14 protein-coding genes, 2 pseudogenes and 1 riboswitch are annotated in these 20217 nt (G+C 67.3%); of the genes and pseudogenes, 6 read left to right on the top strand and 10 right to left on the bottom strand.

Features of this window, described 5'->3' with window-relative positions; all coding sequences use genetic code 11:
* Window positions 1-58 precede the first annotated feature (58 nt).
* The gene (urtA, locus tag M2437_RS02270) at window positions 59-1300 is read left to right on the top strand and encodes an urea ABC transporter substrate-binding protein (protein ID WP_003604328.1); all 1242 of its coding nucleotides are present in this window, start codon (window positions 59-61) and stop codon (window positions 1298-1300) included.
* A gap of 15 nt (window positions 1301-1315) precedes the next feature.
* Here urtA and M2437_RS02265 read toward each other — a convergent pair whose 3' ends face one another.
* Complete coding sequence (locus M2437_RS02265) at window positions 1316-2512, bottom strand: acetyltransferase domain-containing protein (RefSeq protein WP_253389242.1); 1197 nt, start codon at window positions 2510-2512, stop codon at window positions 1316-1318.
* The gene (locus M2437_RS02260; protein ID WP_301293237.1) at window positions 2512-4656 is read right to left on the bottom strand and encodes a TonB-dependent siderophore receptor; all 2145 of its coding nucleotides are present in this window, start codon (window positions 4654-4656) and stop codon (window positions 2512-2514) included. The genes M2437_RS02265 and M2437_RS02260 overlap by 1 nt, the downstream gene beginning before the upstream one ends.
* Window positions 4657-4819: 163 nt before the next feature.
* Window positions 4820-5028: riboswitch (cobalamin riboswitch) on the bottom strand.
* Between the two features lie 434 nt (window positions 5029-5462).
* Between M2437_RS02260 and M2437_RS02255 the strand changes: the two are divergent.
* Window positions 5463-6654, top strand: a pseudogene (locus M2437_RS02255) (DUF2778 domain-containing protein).
* Window positions 6655-6777: 123 nt separating this feature from the next.
* Here the strand turns inward: M2437_RS02255 and M2437_RS02250 are convergent.
* Window positions 6778-7146, bottom strand: coding sequence for a YybH family protein (locus M2437_RS02250; protein ID WP_003602632.1), 369 nt, complete (start codon window positions 7144-7146; stop codon window positions 6778-6780).
* A gap of 32 nt (window positions 7147-7178) precedes the next feature.
* Window positions 7179-7622, bottom strand: a complete 444-nt coding sequence (locus M2437_RS02245; protein WP_003602635.1) for an OsmC family protein — start codon at window positions 7620-7622, stop codon at window positions 7179-7181.
* 266 nt (window positions 7623-7888) lie between these two features.
* Between M2437_RS02245 and M2437_RS02240 the strand changes: the two genes are divergently transcribed.
* On the top strand, window positions 7889-8338 hold the full coding sequence (locus M2437_RS02240) for a PAS domain-containing protein (RefSeq protein WP_015821836.1): 450 nt from the start codon (window positions 7889-7891) through the stop codon (window positions 8336-8338).
* Window positions 8339-8438: 100 nt separating this feature from the next.
* A pseudogene (gene frc / locus M2437_RS02235) lies at window positions 8439-9690 on the top strand (formyl-CoA transferase).
* A gap of 326 nt (window positions 9691-10016) precedes the next feature.
* Here the strand turns inward: frc and M2437_RS02230 are convergent.
* From M2437_RS02230 to oxlT (M2437_RS02205), 6 genes are all read right to left on the bottom strand, one after another.
* Complete coding sequence (locus M2437_RS02230; RefSeq protein WP_253389239.1) at window positions 10017-10736, bottom strand: alpha/beta hydrolase; 720 nt, start codon at window positions 10734-10736, stop codon at window positions 10017-10019.
* A 266-nt stretch (window positions 10737-11002) separates the two neighbouring features.
* Entirely contained in the window at window positions 11003-12754 is a 1752-nt protein-coding gene (gene oxc, locus M2437_RS02225) for an oxalyl-CoA decarboxylase (RefSeq protein WP_003602643.1), read from the bottom strand.
* A 470-nt stretch (window positions 12755-13224) separates the two neighbouring features.
* Window positions 13225-13509 (bottom strand): hypothetical protein, encoded by a 285-nt coding sequence (locus M2437_RS02220; protein WP_499006433.1) that lies wholly within the window; start codon window positions 13507-13509, stop codon window positions 13225-13227.
* On the bottom strand, window positions 13506-15572 hold the full coding sequence (locus M2437_RS02215) for a galactose oxidase early set domain-containing protein (protein ID WP_499006431.1): 2067 nt from the start codon (window positions 15570-15572) through the stop codon (window positions 13506-13508). Before M2437_RS02215 ends, M2437_RS02220 begins: the two co-directional genes overlap by 4 nt.
* Window positions 15573-15870: 298 nt before the next feature.
* Window positions 15871-17196 (bottom strand): oxalate/formate MFS antiporter, encoded by a 1326-nt coding sequence (gene oxlT, locus M2437_RS02210; RefSeq protein ID WP_253389237.1) that lies wholly within the window; start codon window positions 17194-17196, stop codon window positions 15871-15873.
* 264 nt (window positions 17197-17460) lie between these two features.
* Window positions 17461-18771, bottom strand: a complete 1311-nt coding sequence (gene oxlT / locus M2437_RS02205) for an oxalate/formate MFS antiporter (protein WP_041357529.1) — start codon at window positions 18769-18771, stop codon at window positions 17461-17463.
* Window positions 18772-19311: 540 nt separating this feature from the next.
* Between oxlT (M2437_RS02205) and M2437_RS02200 the strand changes: the two genes are divergently transcribed.
* Complete coding sequence (locus M2437_RS02200; protein WP_012252865.1) at window positions 19312-19752, top strand: CBS domain-containing protein; 441 nt, start codon at window positions 19312-19314, stop codon at window positions 19750-19752.
* Between the two features lie 166 nt (window positions 19753-19918).
* Window positions 19919-20200, top strand: a complete 282-nt coding sequence (locus M2437_RS02195) for a hypothetical protein (protein WP_012752276.1) — start codon at window positions 19919-19921, stop codon at window positions 20198-20200.
* Window positions 20201-20217 lie beyond the last annotated feature (17 nt).

Raw genomic sequence — 20217 nt, 5'->3', positions numbered from 1 at the left:
CACAGGGCCGTCATTCGGACCGATTGGCCGAATGACGTTCGAAGGAATTCGAAGAGACATGCGCTCGCGTGACCGAAACGACGCCCACTTCCATCTCCGCCGCCGACTTCTGCTCGGCCTTGCCGCCTCTCCGCTGCTAAGTGCCCTGCCCGGACGTGCCCTTGCGCAGACCGGCGCGGGCGCGCTCGCCGTCACCGACAAGGAGGTGACCATCGGCATCCTGCACTCGATCAGCGGCACCATGGCGATGTCCGAGACCGGGGCGACGCAAGGGGAAAGGCTCGCCATCGAACAGATCAATGCGAGCGGCGGCATCCTCGGCCGCACGGTGAAGGTGATCCAGGAGGACGGTGCCTCCGACTGGCCGACCTTTGCCGAGAAGGCGCGCAAGCTCGTCGTCAACGACCATTGCGCGGCGGTGTTCGGCTGCGTGACCTCGGCCTCGCGCAAGGCCGTGCTGCCGGTCTTCGAGCAGTATAACGGCCTCCTGTACTACCCGACCTATTACGAGGGCCTGGAGCAGTCCAAGAACGTGATCTACACCGGCCAGGAGGCGACCCAGCAGACGCTCGTCGCCCTCGACTGGGTGACGAAGGAGAAGGGCGCCAAATCCTTCTTCATGGTCGGCTCGGACTATATTTGGCCCCGCACCACCAACAAGATTGCGACCAAGCACATCACCAACGTGACCAAGGGCACGATCGTCGGCGAGGAATACTTCCCGCTCGGGCACACGCAGTTCAACTCGGTCATCAACAAGATCAAGCTCAAGAAGCCGGACGTCATCTTCGCCACCGTCGTCGGCGGCTCGAACGTCGCCTTCTACAAGCAGCTCAAGGCGGCCGGCATCGACCTCAAGAAGCAGACGCTGGTGACGGTGTCCGTGACCGAGGACGACGTCGACGGCATCGGCGGCGAGAACATCGCCGACGCCTATAGCTGCATGAAGTACTTCCAGTCGGTCAAGACCCCGGCCAACGAGGCCTTCGTCGCCGCCTTCAAGAAGCGCTGGGGCGACAAGACCGTCATCGGCGACATCACCCAGGCCGCCTATCTCAGCCCCTTCCTGTGGAAGGCGGCGGTGGAGAAGGCCGGTTCCTTCGAGGTCGATAAGGTGATCGCCGTTTCACCGGGCCTCGAGATCAAGGACGCACCGGAAGGCGCCGTGAAGATCCACGAGAACCATCACCTGTGGGCCAAGACCCGGGTCGCCCGCGCCCGGCCGGACGGGCAGTTCGACGTAGTCTACGAGAGCCCGGAGCTGATCGAGCCGAACCCGTTCCCGAAGGGGTATCAGTAGGCGGCTCGGGCGGGGTCAGAGGTAGCTCAGACCCCGCCACCGGCTGCGCCGCTTCAGCCGCACCATCCAGAGGCAGGCCGGGTAGAGGGCCAGCGCGAACAGTGCCGCGATCAGCCAGATCTGAAACGGGGCGCCGACTTCGATCCGGCCGGAGGGACCCGCAAGGCCGAACGCGGCCAGGCCGTCATAGGTCAGGTGCAGGGCCCATAAGTGCAGCAGGTAGAAGAACAGCGGCACCCCGCCAAAGACGGTGAGCCAGCCTAGACGCCGTTCCGGCAGGCGCTCGAACAGCGCGAGCAGCAGCAGGCCGGGGCCGAGGGTCGCGAGCAGGAAGTCGGCCGAGGGCGGATACTTGGTGAGATTGACGAAGGACAGGGCGTCCGCGCCCCAATCCTTGCCCGCCTGCCACGGATGCGGATCACCGTAGCCGTTGAGGCCGCGCAGGATCGCGAAGGCGACGAGGCTCGCGAGCCCAAGGGCGACGAGGCGTCGGCGGCGCGTGCCCGGATCGACGCCCGTGCCGTAGAGCGGCCCCAGTGCGTAGCCCGCGGCGATCACACCGATCCAGGGCAGCACCGGGTAGGAGGTGCGCGCCGCGCCCCAGGGCAGCGGGATCAGGCCGCGCTGATGCAGCACCGCCCACAGGGCGTAGCCCGGCTGATCGGGCGCGAGCACGATCCCGTCGAGCGCGTTGTGCCCGAGCATGATCGCCAGGCCTACGCCGATCAGCGCCGGACGCGGCAGCCAGAGCAGCGCGGCGAGCGCCATCATGCTGAGACCGATCGCCCAGATCACCTGCAGGTAGAGGATCGGCGGCAGCAGGGCACGGGTCCAGGCGAGGTTCACCAGGGTCACTTCGAGGGCGACCAGGAAGAGTCCGCGCTTGATGAGGAAGGCGGAGGTCGCGGCGCGGCTGCCGTGCTTCTGCCCGTAGAGGCTCGCCGAGAGCCCGGTCAGCAGCAGGAAGACCGGGGCGCAAAAATGCGAGGCGGCCCGCGTCAGGAACAGGCCGGGCGGGGTTGCCGCGAGGTTCACCGGGTCGCTCACCTGGGCGTGCAGGTAGAAGAACTCCCGCGCGTGATCGACCAGCATCAGCAGCATCACGAGCCCGCGCAGGGCATCGATGGCGCCGATGCGGGTGCGTGGCGTGGCCCCCACGGCGATGGGAGCCGGTGCGGACTCAGCCGTGGCCGCCCCTTGGCGAGCCCTCATCAAAACCGCACCGTCATCGTTCCGGTGAAGCGCCGGGGGGCGCCGGGATAGACCCGGAAGCGGTTGAGGGAGCTCTCGTAATACTCGGTGTCGAACACGTTCTCGATGTTCAGCCCGAAGCGGAAGTTCTCGTAGCGGTAATAGGCGAGCGCATCGACCGCGATATAGGCCGGCAGGGAGAAGCTGTTGACCGCATCCGCCGCCCGCTCGCCGACGCCGCGCACGCCGCCGCCGAGCCCGAGCCCCTTCCACGGGCCGGCCTGCACCTCGTAAACGGCGAGCAGGCTGCCGGAATGGCGCGGCACGTTGATGAGCGGCGTGCCGGCCGGCAAGGTCGGATCTTCGGTGACCACGGCCTCCGCGTAGACGTAGCCCGCCAGCAGCTTGATCTCCGGCGTGATCTGGCCGGCGGCGGTCAGCTCGAAGCCCTGGCTGCGCACCCCGCCGACCGCCACGGAGAAGCCACTGCCGTTGGCCTCCGGCGTCAGCACGTTCTCCCGGTCGATCCGGAAGGCGGTGCCGGTCAGCGCCAGCGCGCCGCCATAGAGGTCGAGCTTGGCCCCGACCTCGTAGCCGATGCCGGTTTCCGGCGCGAACGGCCCGGAGGCGGAGGCGGCGGCAGCATCGGGACCGATATTGGGACGGAAACTCGTGCCGACATTGGCGTAGAGGGAGAGTTCGGGCAGCGGCTGGTAGACGAGGCCGGCGCGGGGCGTCGCGGCAAAGTAGGTCTGATCGACCTGGGACCGCGGGATGCGTTCGCGGAACGACTGTTCGAAGAAGTCGAAGCGCACGCCGAGCAGCGCCTTCCATTCGGGCGTGAGGACGATCTGGTCCTGCGCATAGAGGGCGGTGTTGGTGATCCGTTCGAGGTTGTTGCGGAAGCGGTCGATCGGCGGCAGCGGCTGGCCGTAGCGCGGATCGTAGATGTCGATGGCGAAGGTCGAACCCGGTCGGATCGTCGAGCGGTTGTAGACCGTCCGGCTGTCGGTGCTTTCGCGCTCGAAGCCGAGCAGCATGGTGTGGCCGATCCCGGCGGTGTCGAAGCGCCCGACCACCTCCGCCTGGCCAATCGCCACGTCCCAGCGGTAGTCGCGGATGTTGCGATCGCGCGAGACGGTGCGGTTGTCGGCGGCGATGGCGCGAATCTCGGCGGATTCGCCCTCCAGCGTGCCGGTGTTGAAGTGGGTGGCGAGCCGCATCTGCCAATCGGCGTTGAAGCGGTGATCGACGCGGACCTGCATCGTGTTGTTGGTCTGATAGGTGCTCTGGCCCGGCTCGCCGAGGAAGCGCGAGATCGGCAAGAGCCCGAGCCGCCCGTTGAGGGCGATGACGCCGCGGTCGAACACAATGCGGTTGCGCAGGAACTCGGTCTCGACGGTGATGCGCGTGTCCGGCGTGATCTGCCAGCTCAGGACGGGCGCCACGAGCAGCCGGTCGCTGTCGACGAAATCGCGAAAGCTGCCCTGGCGGCCGGCGGCGAGGTTGAAGCGGTAGGCGAGCGTGCCCTCCTCGTTGAGCGCGCCGCCGGAATCGACCGTGCCGCGGAACTGCCCGAACGAGTCCCATAACCCGCCCATCTCGACGAAGCGCTCGACGGTCGGCTGCTTGGTGATGATGTTGACGAGTCCGCCCGGATCGCTGCGCCCGAACAGCCCGCCGCCGGGGCCTTTGAGCACCTCGACGCGCTCGACGTTCTGGGCGTCGGGCGGGGGCGGCGTGCCGCGGTTGAGCGGAAAGCCGTTCTTGTAGATCTCGGAGGTGGTGACGCCGCGGATGGCGTAGCTGAACACCGAGAGGCCGCCGAAATTGTTCTGCTGCGCTACGCCCGGCGTGTAGTTGAAGACGCGATCGACGCGGGTGGCGGCGAGATCCGTGATGACCTCGCGCGGGGCGACCGTGACGATCTGGGGCACGTCGCGCTGGGGCGTGTCGGTCTTCGTGCTGCTCACCGCGCGGTCGGCGCGGTAGCCCGGCGTCGGCCCGATCAGGCCGATCGTGCCGGCGGCGCTGGTCCGGCCGTCCGCTGCGCCATTGCCAACGCCGCGGCCTTCGCCCTCGACCGCCAGTTCCTCCAGGGTGACCGATTCCTGCGCCCGCGCCTCCGGGCCGTGCAGGCCGGCGCAGAGCAGCGCGGCGAGCATCCAAGGCGGGCGCCGGGCCGGGACGTCGATGGCGTTCAGGATCGTCCGAACTGTCACAAGGCGCGCTCTGGCTGTTCGGGTGCGGGCCCAAGCGGGTGCCCCGCCGGGAGCGCAGGGGAACGCTCTCGCCGATCAGGCACGCCGCCGGAGCACCCCGCCCGGGGGACATCGTCGCGCCAAGGCAGGTCTCCTGGCTCACGGGTCAGCGCCCCCGTCTCGGCCTTCCCGGTGCAGGGCACCAGTGACCTTCGACGACGGTGGCTCGCCGCTCACAGTTGCGGGGGCAGCTTCGGCCTCGCCCGGACGGGCTTACCGAATTCCCTCTTAGCCCTCGGACATGCGTCCGGGGGAACCTTGGCCGCAGCAACTTCGCTGCGATGCGGCGCAGGGTCAACAGACCAACCAATGAAATGTAACAACATCACACAACCTGTGGCCCGTAGAGCACAAAGGTTCGGCGAGAAGCCCCATGGCGGCTGCGTTTCCCGCGTCGGCCTGAAGGCGGGCACACGAGACGATGGCGATCGTCCGGTCGACCCCGTCATCGAGCGCGCACTGCGCCGCAGCGGTTGGTAGAGGCCGCCGCCTCGTGGCGCGGCGGAGCCGCTGAGAATCCGCATCGAACGTTTTTCGAAGGACGTGACCGAGCTTTAGGCAAGATTAACCAAGATCCCGTTGAATGACGAAGGCTTAAGGTTGATCCTTCCCTAATCGGCGAAGCCATCTCGTTTTGTCATTCTGGCACAGATAGCCGGAGATGACGGCGGGAGGCCGTGTGGGATCCGCGTTGTCGAGTACCGCCCGCAATGGACATCGCCGAGCTCGTCCAGAGTCGCTCCGCCCGGCCCGTCATCCGCCGTCGGCGCCGCCCGCCTGTCGCGGCGCTCGCGCTGACCGCCCTCGGGGGTCTCGCGGTCGCCGGGATACTGCAACCGCAGGATCGCGCCGCGCCCGCCCCCGTGGAAACCGCGCAGGTTTCGGGCGAGGCCGAAGGGACGGAGACCGTGCAGGCCGCGCCCGGCGCGCTGGCTTGGATGCTCGAGCCCACCCCCGTGCTCGACACCGCGTCCGGCGGCTTCGTCCCGCGGACCGCGCAAGTGTCCGCCTTCCGGGCGCCGCCCGTGGCGGAGCCTTCCAAGCCGCAGCCTGCCCCATCGGAGCCGGTCACGACCCTGGCCGCCCTCCCCGCGGGTCAGGCTGCCGACGCCGCGCCCGCCGTCACGCCGCGCCCGGCCGCGCCGACGGCCCGCCTCGCCCTCACGGTGCCGCTGCCAGTGCGGCGGCCCGACGAATTCCGCTACGAGCCGCGCACGCAGACCGCCCGGGCGGCAACACCTCGGATCGCCACCGCATCCACGGCGCGCGCCTCCCGCCGAGCCGACCCGCAGCGTGTTCAGCGCCGCGGTCACGGACAACCGCAACTTCCTCGAGAAGATGTTCGATCTGCCGGGTTCGACGCCCACGCCGTCCTCGGACAAGGCGATGGCCTATGCCGGACTCGACAGCGGGGCGGTCGATTCGGCCGCGCGGCGGCGCGTCGTGCCGGGCCCGGTTTCCGAGCCGGGGGTCGCCGTCTACGACATCAGCGCCGCCACCGTGACGCTGCCGAGCGGCGAGGTGCTGGAAGCCCATTCCGGCCTCGGCGTCGCCCAGGACAACCCGGACCACGTTCATATCCGGATGCGCGGCGCCACCCCGCCCGGGGTCTACGACCTGCGCGAGCGCGAAGCGCTGTTTCATGGGGTGCGGGCGATCCGCCTCAACCCGGTCGGCGGCTCGGCCGCCATCCACGGACGCGACGGCATCCTCGCCCATACCTACATGCTGGGCCCGAGCGGTGCCTCGAACGGCTGCGTCGTGTTCCGGAACTACACCCGCTTCCTCCAGGCCTATCTGAGTGGCGAGGTCCGGCGTCTGGTCGTGGTGCCCGGCACGGCCCCCGGCGTCTTCGCCAGCCGGCGCAACGCCACGCCGCGCCGCTCGGCCTCCGCCGATTAACGGGTTTCCAAAGAGATCATTCCTTTGGCGAGACATCGGGGCAGCGCCCCGATGTCCCTTCACCAGGGCTCTGCCCTGGACCCGCGAATGGACTTGTCCTTTCGAAACCCGCTTTGGAGCCCGTCAGGATTTGGCGACGGGCTTGAGCTTGAGCTGGTCGATGGCCCAGCGCCACGTCCCGTCCGATTGCCGGCGGGCCGACTCAACCGAGAGCGCGCCGTTCGGCAGCCGCGCGAAGGTCAGCGCGAGGTCGCCGTTGCGGATCGCCGGCAGGGTCTCGGGTTCGGGGAAGTCCGACTTGCGTGCGAGCAGATCGGTGTAGAAGCGGCGGATCTCGTCGTGGCCGGTCGCCACGATATCGCCCGCGGCCACCACCGCCTGCGGCTCGTACAGGGCGACCAGCCCTTCGGCATCGCCGGCATTGGCCCGTTCGTTGAAGAGCCGGGCTAGATCCTCCGGCTCGCGTGCCACGTCCCGCTGCGTCTCGCTCATCGCTCGTTCCTCCCTGTCTGTTTCAGGCCTATCTATTTCAGGCGGTTGCCCTGGCCGTCCCGCACCGCGACCGCCACCGGAACGCCGGCCTTGACGCTCTCGGACACGGTGCAGAACTGTTCGAACTGAGCGAGCACGCGGTCGAGCCGGTCCATCGACTCGGCGGGCGCGCCGAGCGCGATATCGACCTCGATCCCGACGAGGCGCAGGCGGCCTTCCGCATTGCGGGCCACGCGCCCGATCGCCTCGGCGCTCACGCCCCCGCCCTCCTGCCGGTACTTGCCGAGCGCGAAGGCGAGGCTCGCGCACAGACAATTGCTCACGGCCGCGATCAGCACCTGCTCCGGCGACGGACCGGTGCCGCCACCGATCGGCTCGGGCTCGTCGGTCAACAGCGGCACGAAGCTCTCGCCGAAATCGATTCGGAAGGCATAGGCCTCGATCTGCCGGATCCGAATGCTGTGCTTGTCCGACATCGTGGCCTCCTCGCCTCCCTATCAACCCACCTTTGCGCGATCTCGTTCGAGCCACGCACTGTGCCTTGACCTGCCATTCGTATCTGGTATACCAGATGCCAATGACGAGCCACCGGAAAGAGCGATCTCGATCCGGAAGGCCCGAGACCCGGGAAGCCAAGGAGGCAACGCCTGCCATGACCGAACGCGGCATCCTCGACAGACATCGCATCTCTCCGCTCACAGCGCGGCCTCAGGGCTAGCAACCGGCGGAAGGGGGGCAACCGATGGCCCAATCGCAGACCTTCGACACGTCCGGCCTTGTCGCGGCGATCGGTGACGCGGTGGTGATCTCCGACGCGGACGGACGGATCGTCGTCTGGAATCCGGCCGCGGAGCGGATCTTCGGCTTCTCGGAAGCCGAGGCGCTCGGGCAGAGCCTCGACCTCATCACCCCGGAGCGTCACCGCCGACGCCACTGGGACGGCTACGCCAAGACGATGCGTACGGGTGAGACCCGCTACGGCACGTCGCTGCTCAAGGTTCCGGCCCTGCACAAGGATGGCCGGGCCCTGTCGATCGCCTTCACCGTCGCGCTGCTGCACGGCGCGGCGGGCGAGGTCACCGGCATCGCCGCGGTCATCCGCGACGAGACCGAGCGCTTTCAGGAAGAGCGCTCCCTGCGCCGCCGCGTGGCGGAGTTGGAAGAGGCTTTGGGCACCCTTGTCTGCGCCTGAAGGCGGGGCGCCTGAGCCATTCAGCAATATTACCGGCCTTAATATTTTTCGATTTTCCAACAACGACCCACAACGAAGTCGAAATAGGGAGAAGACCGAGATGACCCAGCCGCTCGACGGGATCAGAATCATCGATTTCACCCACGTCCAGGCGGGCCCCGCCTGCACCCAGCTCCTCGCGTGGTTCGGGGCGGACGTGATCAAGGTCGAGCGTCCGGGCTCGGGCGACGTGACGCGCAACCAGCTTCGCCACGTCGAGGACGCGGATGCGCTCTACTTCACGATGCTCAACTCCAACAAGCGTTCGCTGACGCTGGACACCAAGAACCCGCAGGGCAAGGAAGTCTTGGAAAAGCTGATCCAAGAATCCGACGTGATGGTCGAGAATTTCGGCCCCGGCGCGCTTGATCGCATGGGCTTCACCTGGGCCCGCATCCAGGAGCTCAACCCGGGCATGATCCTCGCCTCGGTGAAGGGCTTCTCCGACGGGCACCACTACGAAGATCTGAAGGTCTACGAGAACGTGGCCCAGTGCGCGGGCGGTGCCGCCTCGACCACCGGCTTCTGGGACGGCCCGCCCACCGTGTCGGCCGCCGCGCTCGGTGACTCGAACACCGGAATGCATCTCGCCATCGGCATCCTCACGGCGCTGCACCAGAAGACCAAGACCGGCAAGGGCCAGAAGGTCGCCGTGTCGATGCAGGATTCGGTGATCAACCTCTGCCGCGTGAAGCTGCGCGACCAGCAGCGCCTCGATGCCATCGGCTACCTCGAGGAATACCCGCAATACCCGCACGGCGAGTTCACGGACGTGGTGCCGCGCGGCGGCAACGCGGGCGGCGGCGGCCAGCCGGGCTGGGTGCTCAAGTGCAAGGGCTGGCAGACGGACCCGAACGCCTACATCTACTTCACGATCCAGGGCCACGCCTGGGCCCCGATCTGCAAGGCGCTCGGCCGTGAGGAGTGGATCGACGATCCGGCCTACAACACGCCCCGCGCCCGCCAGGACAAAATCTTCGAGATCTTCGCCATCATCGAGGATTGGCTGGCCGACAAGACCAAGTTCGAGGCCGTCGATATCCTGCGCAAGTTCGACATCCCGTGCTCGCCGGTGCTGTCGATGAAGGAAATCGCCGCCGATCCGTCGCTGCGCGCCAGCGGCACCATCGTCGAGGTGCCGCATCCCAAAGCTCGGCTCGTATCTGACCGTCGGTTCCCCGATCAAGTTCTCGGACCTGAAGGTCGACATCAAGGCTTCGCCGCTTCTGGGCGAGCACACCGACGAGGTCCTCGCAGGCCTCGGCTACTCGCCCGAGCAGATCGCCGCGATGCACGAGTCGCGCGCGGTCTAAAGGGAAGCGGCAGCGCGGATCTCCGCGCTGCCCGTACAGGATGGCCAATCTCTTTCGGCCATGATCCTCCCGGGACGGGGCATCGCCCCGGGAGCGCATGACCGGGCATGACGCCCGGGTTTCTTCCTCCTCCGATGACTTTCCCGGGCCGACTCCGTCGGTCCGGTTTTTCGTTGTCCGGGTCCTTGATACAGTATTCGTTTGATCAAATCTGATCACAGCGAAAGCCGAGCGTTCCCCTCTCCCCGCACGCGGGGAGAGGGGAAATCCGCCATCCCGTCGAGAACAACCAGATCTTGCGGTGAAGGCGCGTTCGCCCGCGCCGCCTAACCGAAGAAATCGCCCAGGAAGAAGTCCACGGCCTGGCTCACCACCTCCGGATCGTAGGCGTGCGGGCCGTCATACTCGACGTTGGTGAGGTCGTAGCCCGCCGCCCGAAGCAGCCGGGCGTGGTTGCGGGCGCTCCGGTCGATCGGGATCTGCTCGTCGCGGGTGCCGTGCGACAGGAAGATCTTGGGCGCACCCGCCTGCACCTGCACCGACATGAACCCGGCGGACGACACGATCAGGTGGCTGACCCGATCACCGTTGGTGAGCCCGAGGGACAGCGCGTAGCTGCCGCCGTCCGAATGGCCCGCGAAAGCGAGATGGCCTGGGTCAAGTAGGAAGCGGTCGGCGACCTCGGCGAGCGCCCTGTCGAGCCGCTCCCGGTCCGGCCCGTTGCCGGCGATCACGAGATCCCAGGTCGGGTGCAGCGATTGCGGCGCGAGCAGCAGGAAGCCGCGCTTGTCCGCATGGGCCTCCAGCATCGGCAGGATCTTTTCGGCGCTGCCGCCGCCACCGTGGAACAGGACGACGAGCGGCGTCGGCAGGCGTGGATCGATGTGCTCGGGCACGCGGAGCATCGCGTCGCGGGTCTCGAACAGGCCGAGCGCATGGCGGCCCGGCGGCAGCGGCGGCTTGCCTGGTAGCCGCGGCAGGAAGGCGAGCCGGCCGGCCAGCCGGGGATCGAGAGCAACCGTCGGATCGAAGGCGGAGGAGGACATGGGGCGTCTCGCGGGTGGAGCCCGACGCCGCCCCTCATGCTGAGGTGCCCGCGACGGCGGGCCTCGAAGCAACCCGGAACGCTGACCCTCCCCGGTGTCTGGAAAGGCCGTCTCGGGTCTTTCGCCGCGCGTGCTTCGAGGCGTTCGCTTCGCTCCGCACCTCAGCATGAGGGACGGAAGGGCTTGCCGGACAAAAAAGGACCGCGGCGCCCAGTTCGGGCACCGCGGTCCGGCTCAGTCGAAGCGGTGGGAGGGCAGTGCCCGCCTCACTTCTTCTTCAAGGTGCTCTGCGGGTTGAGGCTGCCGATATTGCCGCTCTCGCTGCCGGCGGCCGGGTCGATCTCCGCATTGATCAGAGTCGGCTTGCCGGAATTCATCGCCTCATCCACGGCCCGCTTCAGCTCGTCCGGCGTAGTGACGTTCACGCCGACGCCGCCGAAAGCCTCCATCATCTTGTCGTAGCGGGAGTTCTTGACGAAGACGGTGGTGCCCGGATCGCGGCCGGTCGGATCGGTGTCGGTGCCGCGATAGATGCCGTTGTTGTTGAAGATGACGATGCAGACCGGCAGCTCGTAGCGGCAGATGGTCTCCACCTCCATGCCGGAGAAGCCGAAGGCCGAGTCGCCCTCGACCGCCAGCACCGGCTTGCCGGTCTCGACGGCAGCCGCGACGGCAAAGCCCATGCCGATGCCCATCACGCCCCAGGTGCCGACGTCCAAGCGCTTGCGCGGCTGGTACATGTCGATGATGCCGCGCGCCAGATCGAGGGTGTTGGCACCCTCGTTGACGAGGATCGCGTCGGGCCGCTCCTTGATGACGGTCCGGAGCGCACCGAGCGCCGAGTGGAAGCACATCGGCGAGGAGTTCTTCATCAGCTTCGGGGCCATCTTGGCGATGTTGGCCTCGCGCTTGCCCCGCAGCGTCTCCAGCCAGTTGGAGGGCGCGCCCTTCCAGTCCTTACGAATGCCGTCGAGCAGCGCCTCGACGCAGGAGCCGATATCGCCCACCACCGGCGCGACGATCTCGACGTTCGAGTCCATCTCGCGCGGCTCGATGTCGATCTGGATGAAGCGCTTCGAGCCGGGCTCGCCCCAGGTCTTGCCCTTGCCGTGGGAGAGGAGCCAGTTGAGGCGAGCGCCCACCAGCAGCACCACGTCGGAATCCTTGAGCGCGGTGGAGCGGGCCGCGCCGGCCGAGAGCGGGTGGGTGTCGGGCAGGAGGCCCTTGGCCATGCTCATCGGCACGTAGGGGATGCCGCTTTCCTCGACGAGCGCACGCACCGCCTCGTCGGCCTGGGCGTAGGCGGCGCCCTTGCCGAGGATGATGAGCGGACGCTCGGCCGACTTCAGCACGTCGAGCGCCCGGGCGATGGCGGCCGGGGCCGGGAGCTGGGCCGGGGCCGCATCGATCACCTTGACCAGCGAGCGCGCGCCCAGATCGGCGTCGATGACTTGCGAAAAGAGCTTGGCGGGCAGATCGAGATAGACGCCGCCGGGCCGGCCGGAGACGGCAGCGCGGATCGCGCGGGCCACGCCGATGCCGATATCGGCGGCGTGCAGCACGCGGAAGGCGGCCTTGCACAGCGGCTTGGCGATGGCGAGCTGGTCCATCTCCTCGTAGTCGCCCTGCTGCAGATCGACGATCTCGCGCTCGGAGGAGCCGGAGATCAGGATCATCGGGAAGCAGTTGGTGGTGGCGTTGGCCAGCGCGGTCAGGCCGTTGAGGAAGCCCGGCGCCGAGACGGTGAGGCAGATGCCCGGCTTCTTGGTGAGGAAGCCGGCGATCGCGGCGGCATTGCCCGCGTTCTGCTCGTGACGGAAGGAGATGACCCGCAGACCCTCGGCCTGGGCCAGACGGCCGAGATCGGTGATCGGGATGCCGGGCACGTTGTAGATCGTCTCGATGCCGTTGAGCTTGAGCGCGTCGATGACGAGGTGGAAGCCATCCGTCAGCTCCGGCTCCTCGTGGGGCATCGCGCCCGCGGTGATCGCGTCGATGTTCTGGGCCTGGACGGTCATGCGGCGTTCTCCCTTGTGGTGCGGATGCTTTTGTCCGGCGCGGGGCCCGATGGCGTCGGGCCGGGCTCGTTTCGCGCCTGCTGCTGCGCCGCGCGCAGCGTGCGGACCGGTCTCGGGCGGCCGGCCTTGTTGCGACACAGCTGGCATACCAAATACCAACAGGCCGGTCAAACGAAACGCATGGCGTTGCATCCGCACGCGGGAAGCGTCGGGGGAGCGGTCGAAAAAGGGGTCGCAGGATCCAGGGTTTCGGGGCTGCGCGTCGGGAGACGGACCTCCCGGCGTCCGCCGGCCGTGGTCCCCGAACGGAGGGCGGCGGGCTTGTCGTCAGCGGCTTCTGATCACACTCGGCACGGTCCTGAAGCGTGCCCAGCCTCGTCGTAAGCAGCCGGCCAGAGCGGCTGCGGGCCGAGACACCGGCCCGCGTGACACCGCGAAAGCTTTGAAGGCATGGTCCGCGAAGGGCGAAGCTACTCCCGATAGACATTGCCGTCCGGGCCGACCGTGATGAGGCTTCCCCCCCGCGCGACCGCCAGGCTGATGGCCTTCGTCGGATTGTGCTGCCAGTTCGGGATGACGTCGTCGGCGGACTTGGTCCAAATCTCGTTGGTGAACTTGTTGGTGACGGCGATGCGGCCATCTCCGGCTGTCGCGAGGTCGCCGACGCTCTCCCCGACCTGCGTCCATTTTCCGCTTCTCTCGATCCGGTGGACGTTGCCGTCCATCCCGATCGCCCAGTAGGCAAGGCGGCTCATCGGTACGACCCGGAGAGCGCGGCGCCGGGCATGTAGCTCCAGGCCTCCACGTCGTCGTCGGCGTTCTTGACGTAGATGTTGTCCTCGATGTTCGTGATGGCGACCGTCCCGTCCTCCGAGGCCGAGATCGTCCGGCCGCCATGACCGACCTGCTTCCACGCATTGCCGTTGTAGCGCAGGATGCTTCCATCGGTGGCCAGCCCGTAGATGCTGTCGGCCGTCACGACGGCCACGTCCGCCATCGGCTTCGGAGCGGCGATCGGCGCGGCGGTTTGGCCGCCCGTCAGCCGCCAGAGCGTCCCAGCCTGGGCGTTCACGACGACGGTCGTGCCGTCGCGGCCGCGCGAGACGCGCTTCGAAAGCTCGCCGATCTGCGCCTTGATCGGCCCCTTCCCGGTGGGCCCCGCGACGGGCGCGGCCATCCCGCCGATCGAGACGATGATGCCGTTCGAGGGAACGCCGGCCGCGTCGAGAAGGAAGGCCATGTAGTAGCCCGGAGGAGCGATGTTGGGGCTGCCGGGCATCACCACCGACACCGTCCGGCCGGTCTGGGAGAAGGCTGCCGGGATGTAGCGCTGGCTGCTGTCGAAGCTGTGCGTCGCCGTCCCGAGGGCGACGAGAGCGACCCTGGAAATGGTGTCGTCGCCCGCGAGCGAGACCGTCAGCCGCGCGCCATAGTCGAAGGTCTTAGTATTGACGCTGGCGACACGCGGACGCGGCGCGAGCACCTGCCGGCCGTTGTCCGTCCTGAACAGGTAGGGCGGATAGTAGATCTCGGCGTTGAAGTTCGTGACCGGTCCGGGAACGCCCCCGCCGGTCACCAGAACGGTGGCGTTGGGCAGGAGCACCGCCGCCGAGTGGTAGCCGCGATAGGTGGCCGCGCTCGCGCCCGTCTTCCAGCGGCCGGTGCGGGGATCCCAGAGCTCGGCCGGATAGACGGCGTCGGCGCCCGCATTGTCGGCGAAACGGGTGCCGCCGGTGACGGCGACCGTGCCGTCGGGGAGGATTGTCGAGTTCGCCCATTGCCGCGGGTTGGCCATCGGCGCCACCTCGGTGAGGACGGGTGCCGGGCCGCGGATGTCGATCACCGTGGCGGCCGCGCTCGAGGGCGTGGCATGCTCGTTCGAGGCCCCGTTGCCGCCCACCTGCAGGATCCGCCCGACATCGAACATCGCCGCCGTCGAGGTCGGGCCGGTATTCGGTCGCCGGAAAGCATTGAAGCCGGTCTTGAAGTTGCCGAGCGTCCTGGTGGCGCCGCGGCCATTCGGATCGAGCGACCACATCTTGTCGGCCGAGATCCCGAAGACCCGGCCGTTCGGCGCAACCCACATCCGCGGATACCACCAACGATTGAAGTCGGGACCGAACGCGTCGCGACTGGTCGCACCGGGCAGCGTGCTCCAGCCCGTGCCGGGCGTGTAGATTTCCGGCGTCATCGAGACGTCGCCCTGGGCGATCGCGGTGGCAGGCCCTCGAAAAGCGTTCACGACGTAGGGGGCGCCGCCGCCCGTGATGAGGATGCGGCCATCCGTCAGGGTCAGCATCGAGGCGTACCAGCGCTGATACGCGAGCTGCGAGGCGGCGGCCGTCGGCGTCGCGGTCTTCGGGTCGAACAGGGTGCTGGCCCGCGACGAGTAATTGTTGCTCACGGCACTGCCGCCGGAGATCAGCATCGCGCCCGTCTTAAGGAAGGCGGCCGCGCTGCAGAAGCTGTCGATGAACTGTGCGTTCGGCAGGGTGTAGTGCGCGGCGGGATCGTCGAGGCCCCGGGCCGGGTCCCACAGGTCGAAGGTGCGCCCGTCATGCACGTCCCCGCCGAGGGCCGTGCCGTATGTCATGACGGTGCCGGAGGGCATCAGCGTCGCGTGGATGCCGACCAGCGGCCAGCCCCTCACCGGCGACCACATCCCCACCACGGATGCGTTGGGCCCGACCCGGAGGTTGTCCACGAGCGGGTCCGGTTCGTTGCCGATGGCGACCTGCGCGAACGACGAACCGGGCACCGCCATCAAGACCAGGGCCGTCACAAGCCGGCCGACACGGTGAAAAGTGAAGTCTGACACCCTGCGAATCTCCCGATGACGATGGGAGACTTCCTTCTCACAGCGACAAGAAATGAAACATAGGTTTAGATCGCAACTCAGTAATCTGCCGCGCTGGTTGCGCCGATTTGTTCACACCAACCAGCGGCTTTGTTTCTTCCCGCACGAGGGTCAGTCCCGGCCTCGGTTCCGGCGGACGGCCTGACGTGATTTCGTCGGCCGTCGGGGCGGGGCGGGAAATTCAATGGCTGGGAATTCAGCTGGGGCGGCCGCCGCCTCGACGCGAGCCGTCGAGGCGGCGGACCATCGTTCGAGGCCCTCAGGCCAACTTCACCGCGCGAGCCTCCGCCGCATCGGCGATCTCGGCCTCCACCGCGAGGTAGCGCCGCCGCATCGGCTTCAGCACGAAGACCGCCAGCGCCGCGGCCAGGATGTTCAGCCCGATGATGAGGCCGAACACCGCCGACCAGCCGTAGGAGGCCGACAGCACGCTGGCCAAGGGGACGAGGAAGGCCGCCGTCCCCTTGGCCGTATAGAGGAGGCCGGCATTGCTGGCGGCGTATTTTGAGCCGAACGTGTCGCCGCAAGTGGCCGGGAACAGCGAGTAGATCTCCCCGAACACGCCGAAATACATCGCCGTGCACAGAACGAAGACGAGCGGATTACGTCCGTAGCCGAGGAGCAGAATGCAGGCCGTCGCGGCGATCACGAAGGCGATGAACATCGTGTTCTCGCGGCCGATGTTGTCGGACACCCAGCCGAAGAAGGGCCGGCCGAACCCGTCGAAGATGCGGTCGAGCGAGATCGCCAGGGTGAGCGCGGCCATCTGTAGGCCGAACAGGTTCATCGTCACGCCGGCGACCTTGAAGTCGTGGGCGATCGGCGCGATCTGCGCCGCCGCCATCAGGCCGCCGGAGGCGACCATCACGAACATCGCGTACATCGTCCAGAACACGGGGGTGCGCACCGCTTCCTTCGGGCTGCGGTCGATCTTGGTCTGGGGCAGGCGCAGGTTCTTGCGCCGGATCGGCACGGCAACCGACGGTTTGCGCAGCAGGAAGGACAGCAGGACAACGACCAATCCCTGGCCGAGCCCGAAGACGAGGAAGGCCTTCTGGTAGCCGCTCGCGGCAATCATGTGGGCGATCGGCACCACGGTGGCCGCCGCTCCCGCGCCGAAGCCCGCCGCCGTCGCGCCCGCCGCCAGGCCGCGGCGATCCGGGAACCACTTCAGGGCGTTGCCGACACAGGTGCCGTAGACCGAACCGGCGCCGATCCCGCCGATCACTGCCGCGGCGTAGAGCAGGGAAAGCGAGTCGGCGTAGGCGTTCAAGGTCCAGGACAAGGCGATCATGACGCCGCCAAAGCCCACCACGATGCTCGGCCCGTAGCGATCGACGAACCACGTCTCGATCGGAACCAGCCAGGTTTCGGTGGCGACGAAAATCGTGAAGGCGAACTGGATCGCCGTGCGCCCCCATTGGTGCTGCGCGTCGATCGGATCGACGAAGAGCGTCCAGCCGTACTGAAGGTTGGCGATCATGGCCATGCAGAGCACGCCGAAGGCGAGTTGCCACCACTTGGCGGAAGGCGCATCCGGAGGCGCCTGGAGCGGCACGTGTTGCTCGGCCGGTTGGTGTACCATCCGGTTCTCTCCCTGAACGTTTCTCGTGCTCCCCTGGCGCCGCATCATGCACAATGATGCTAGGCATACAATATACCAGAGCAGCAAAGTCCAAGCGTGGCGGTGCGGCAACCCGGCACACCGGGGCGACCGCGTCGGCGGGAGCACGTCAAAAAATGCACGACGTCGGGACCGGAAAACGCGTCGGCGCGCACCGGGCGTCTGAGCCCGGTGCGCGCCGACATTGTTCGAAAGGCCAGGCGGCGGCCCGGCCCGTGCGCGGCCTCAGTGAGCGGAGACCGTCTTCGGCTTGGCCTCCAAGTTGGCCTCCAAGACGGTCGACTCCTGCCGCGTGTAGGCCTGCCGCATCGGCTTGAGGACGAAGATCGCCATCAGCGCCGCCAGGATGTTGAGCGCGGCGGCCGCCAGGAACACCGCGTGCCAGCTCCCCGTCATGGTCGTGAGGATGCTGGTATAGGGCACGATCAGCGCCGCCGTGCCCTTGGCCGTGTAGAGCAGGCCGGCATTGGTGGCGGCGTATTTCGAGCCGAAGGTGTCGCCGCAGGTCGCCGGGAACAGCGAGTAGATCTCGCCCCAGGCGAAGAACACCAGACCGGTCAGGATCACGAACAGGATCGGGTCCTGGCCGAACTGGCTCAGCAGGTAGATGCCCACGCCCTCGATGCCGAAGGAAAGAAACATCGTGTTCTCACGGCCGATATGGTCGGAGATCCAGCCGAAGAGTGGGCGCGTCACGCCGTTGAGCACCCGGTCGATCGTGGCAGCGAAGGTCAGTGCCGGCAGGGTGATCCCCAGCAGGCTCACCGGCACGTCGGCGATATGGAAGTCCTTGGCGATGGGGCCGAGTTGGGCGGTGGCCATCAGGCCGCCGGCCGCCATCATCACGAACATCGCGTACATCACCCAGAAGATCGGGGTGCGCACCATCTCGCCGGGCGTGAAGTCACGCCGGCTCTGGCTGACGCGGGCGATCTCGGGCACCTGCCCTTTCTTCGGCGCGACGAGGAACAGGGCGATCAGCATCACGATCAGGCCCTGGCCGATCCCGAACCAGAAGAAGGCGGCCTCGTAGCCGTAATGGTGGATCACCGCCTGGATCGGCACGACGGTGAGCGCCGAGCCCGCGCCGAAGCCCATGGCGGTGAGGCCGGCGGCCAGACCGCGCCGGTCGGGGAACCACTTCAGCGAGTTGCCGACGCAGGTACCGTAGACCGCGCCCGCACCGGTGCCGCCAACAGCCGCCCCGACATAGAGCAGCCAAAGCGTGTCGGCGTAGGCATTGATCACCCAGGCCAGCCCGCACAACAGGCCGCCGACGAGCGTCACGGCCCGCGGGCCGTACTTGTCGACGAACCAGCCCTCGATCGGCACCAGCCAGGTCTCGGTGAGAACGAACAGGGTGAAGGCGACTTGGATCGCGGCGCGGTCCCAGCCGTGCCGTTCCTGCATCGGGTTGACGAAGAACGTCCAGCCGTACTGCATGTTGGCGATCATGCACATGCAGACGATGCCGAACACCAATTGCAGCCATCGGCTCGTCGGTGGTGGAACGTATGTTGTCGTAGGTTGGGTCATGGACGTATCTCCAGTTTACGCTCGATTTTTCCGAGCTTTTTGGTCGCTCAATTTCTCGATTATTTTTTGAATATGACTTTAAATATTTGCTGACGCGGAATGACTGCATGAGCAGACCATCGCGTTCGTCCGGTGAATTCTTGGAGTCGCATCCAACTCGATCACATCGGATCGGCGGATCAGGACCCTGGTTTCAACGCGCCGAGTTTCGACGAACCGGCTGCCACCTCGTCAGAATGCGCTGACGAAGCCGAAAGGCACCGCCGCGGATGAGCTCTGCCGGTTCCCGGGGACACCCTGCGAGGACAAGCGCGAGGCTTTCGTGCAGCCCTGGATCAGGGGGCAGGACCTGCCTCGGATCATGCCGCACCGGCCGAACGGAGGACGTCTAAGCGGATCGATCTTGGCGGCTCAATCTTGCCAATCCCGCCCGGACGGCGGCACCATAATTCAAAACGCAGGATTGACAATAGGTATGCTGTATACCAGCCTGCAGTCCAAGGCGGCCCCGTCCGAGAGGCATGCCGATGGAGGAGCGCCGTGTTTGGAACGATGCGCCGTGAGCCGGATGCCGGTGGCGTCCGCACCATCCACCGGGACCGATCCGTGGCCGAGGCGGCGCAACTCCTCGCCGAGCCGGGAACGGGCGCGCTCGTCGTCGTCGAGGGCGATGCCGACGCCACGGTGACGGGTCTGCTGACCCAGCGCGACATCTTCCGCGCGGTGGCGACCGAGGGCCCCGAGATCTACAACCGCAGCGTCTGGCTCATCACCGATCACGACTTTCCCGCGGTCGATGTCGGCGCCTCGGCGCAGGAGCGGCTGAAGACCTTCTGCGAGCGGAAGGTCGATCACATCGCCCTGATGGAATCCTGCCGCATTAGCGCGATCCTGAGTATCTGGGACTGCGCCGGCCAAGGAGTCGGCCAGGATATGAGCCAAGCAAGGGCGACGAACCCGCCGGCATTGCCGCATACGTGAAGGCGCACGGCTCACAGTGAGCGCAAATGGAGCGCCGGACACGACGCATCTCGTTACGGATTCATGCCTGCCGGGAGCAGGCACCGTTCACCGAGCGTTGTGCGAGAACGATCCGGAACAGGTCGGAAGACGAGTCCGAGAAAAGGCGTCCGCCATGGAAAACCCGATGAAACATCTGACCGTCATCGAATGCCCGATCGTCTTCCCGGGCGAGAACGAATTCGGTGCGTCGAGCATCGACATGTTGCCCCGTCTTGGCATCGCCGGCGGGCTGGAGAGCCGCCACATCCGCGTTCTGGACGAGCGCATCATCGCGGTGTGCATCTGGCGCAGCTCGTTCTGCGCCAAGCTGTTCTTCGACACCGCGTGGCACGAGCGGGCGGCGAGCCTGTGGGGCGAGGCCTACCAGATCCGGTTCGAGGCGATCGAGAACGCCTCCGCCGCCTGATCGAAACCGGGAGGGGC

This window comes from Methylorubrum pseudosasae (assembly GCF_029504475.1).
Taxonomy (GTDB): domain Bacteria; phylum Pseudomonadota; class Alphaproteobacteria; order Rhizobiales; family Beijerinckiaceae; genus Methylobacterium; species Methylobacterium extorquens.
Note: the sequence above shows the minus strand (reverse complement) of the source record. Positions and strands in the feature narration are given on the sequence as shown.

Bases quoted from the DNA above. Each gene is read 5' to 3' on its own strand.
- urtA (WP_003604328.1), top strand. From the start codon at position 59: ATGCGCTCGCGTGACCGAAACGACGCCCACTTCCATCTCCGCCGCCGA.
- M2437_RS02265 (WP_253389242.1), bottom strand. From the start codon at position 2,512: ATGAGGGCTCGCCAAGGGGCGGCCACGGCTGAGTCCGCACCGGCTCCC.
- M2437_RS02260 (WP_301293237.1), bottom strand. From the start codon at position 4,656: ATGCTCGCCGCGCTGCTCTGCGCCGGCCTGCACGGCCCGGAGGCGCGG.
- M2437_RS02250 (WP_003602632.1), bottom strand. From the start codon at position 7,146: ATGAGCGAGACGCAGCGGGACGTGGCACGCGAGCCGGAGGATCTAGCC.
- M2437_RS02245 (WP_003602635.1), bottom strand. From the start codon at position 7,622: ATGTCGGACAAGCACAGCATTCGGATCCGGCAGATCGAGGCCTATGCC.
- M2437_RS02240 (WP_015821836.1), top strand. From the start codon at position 7,889: ATGGCCCAATCGCAGACCTTCGACACGTCCGGCCTTGTCGCGGCGATC.
- M2437_RS02230 (WP_253389239.1), bottom strand. From the start codon at position 10,736: ATGTCCTCCTCCGCCTTCGATCCGACGGTTGCTCTCGATCCCCGGCTG.
- oxc (WP_003602643.1), bottom strand. From the start codon at position 12,754: ATGACCGTCCAGGCCCAGAACATCGACGCGATCACCGCGGGCGCGATG.
- M2437_RS02220 (WP_499006433.1), bottom strand. From the start codon at position 13,509: ATGAGCCGCCTTGCCTACTGGGCGATCGGGATGGACGGCAACGTCCAC.
- oxlT (WP_253389237.1), bottom strand. From the start codon at position 17,196: ATGGTACACCAACCGGCCGAGCAACACGTGCCGCTCCAGGCGCCTCCG.
- oxlT (WP_041357529.1), bottom strand. From the start codon at position 18,771: ATGACCCAACCTACGACAACATACGTTCCACCACCGACGAGCCGATGG.
- M2437_RS02195 (WP_012752276.1), top strand. From the start codon at position 19,919: ATGAAACATCTGACCGTCATCGAATGCCCGATCGTCTTCCCGGGCGAG.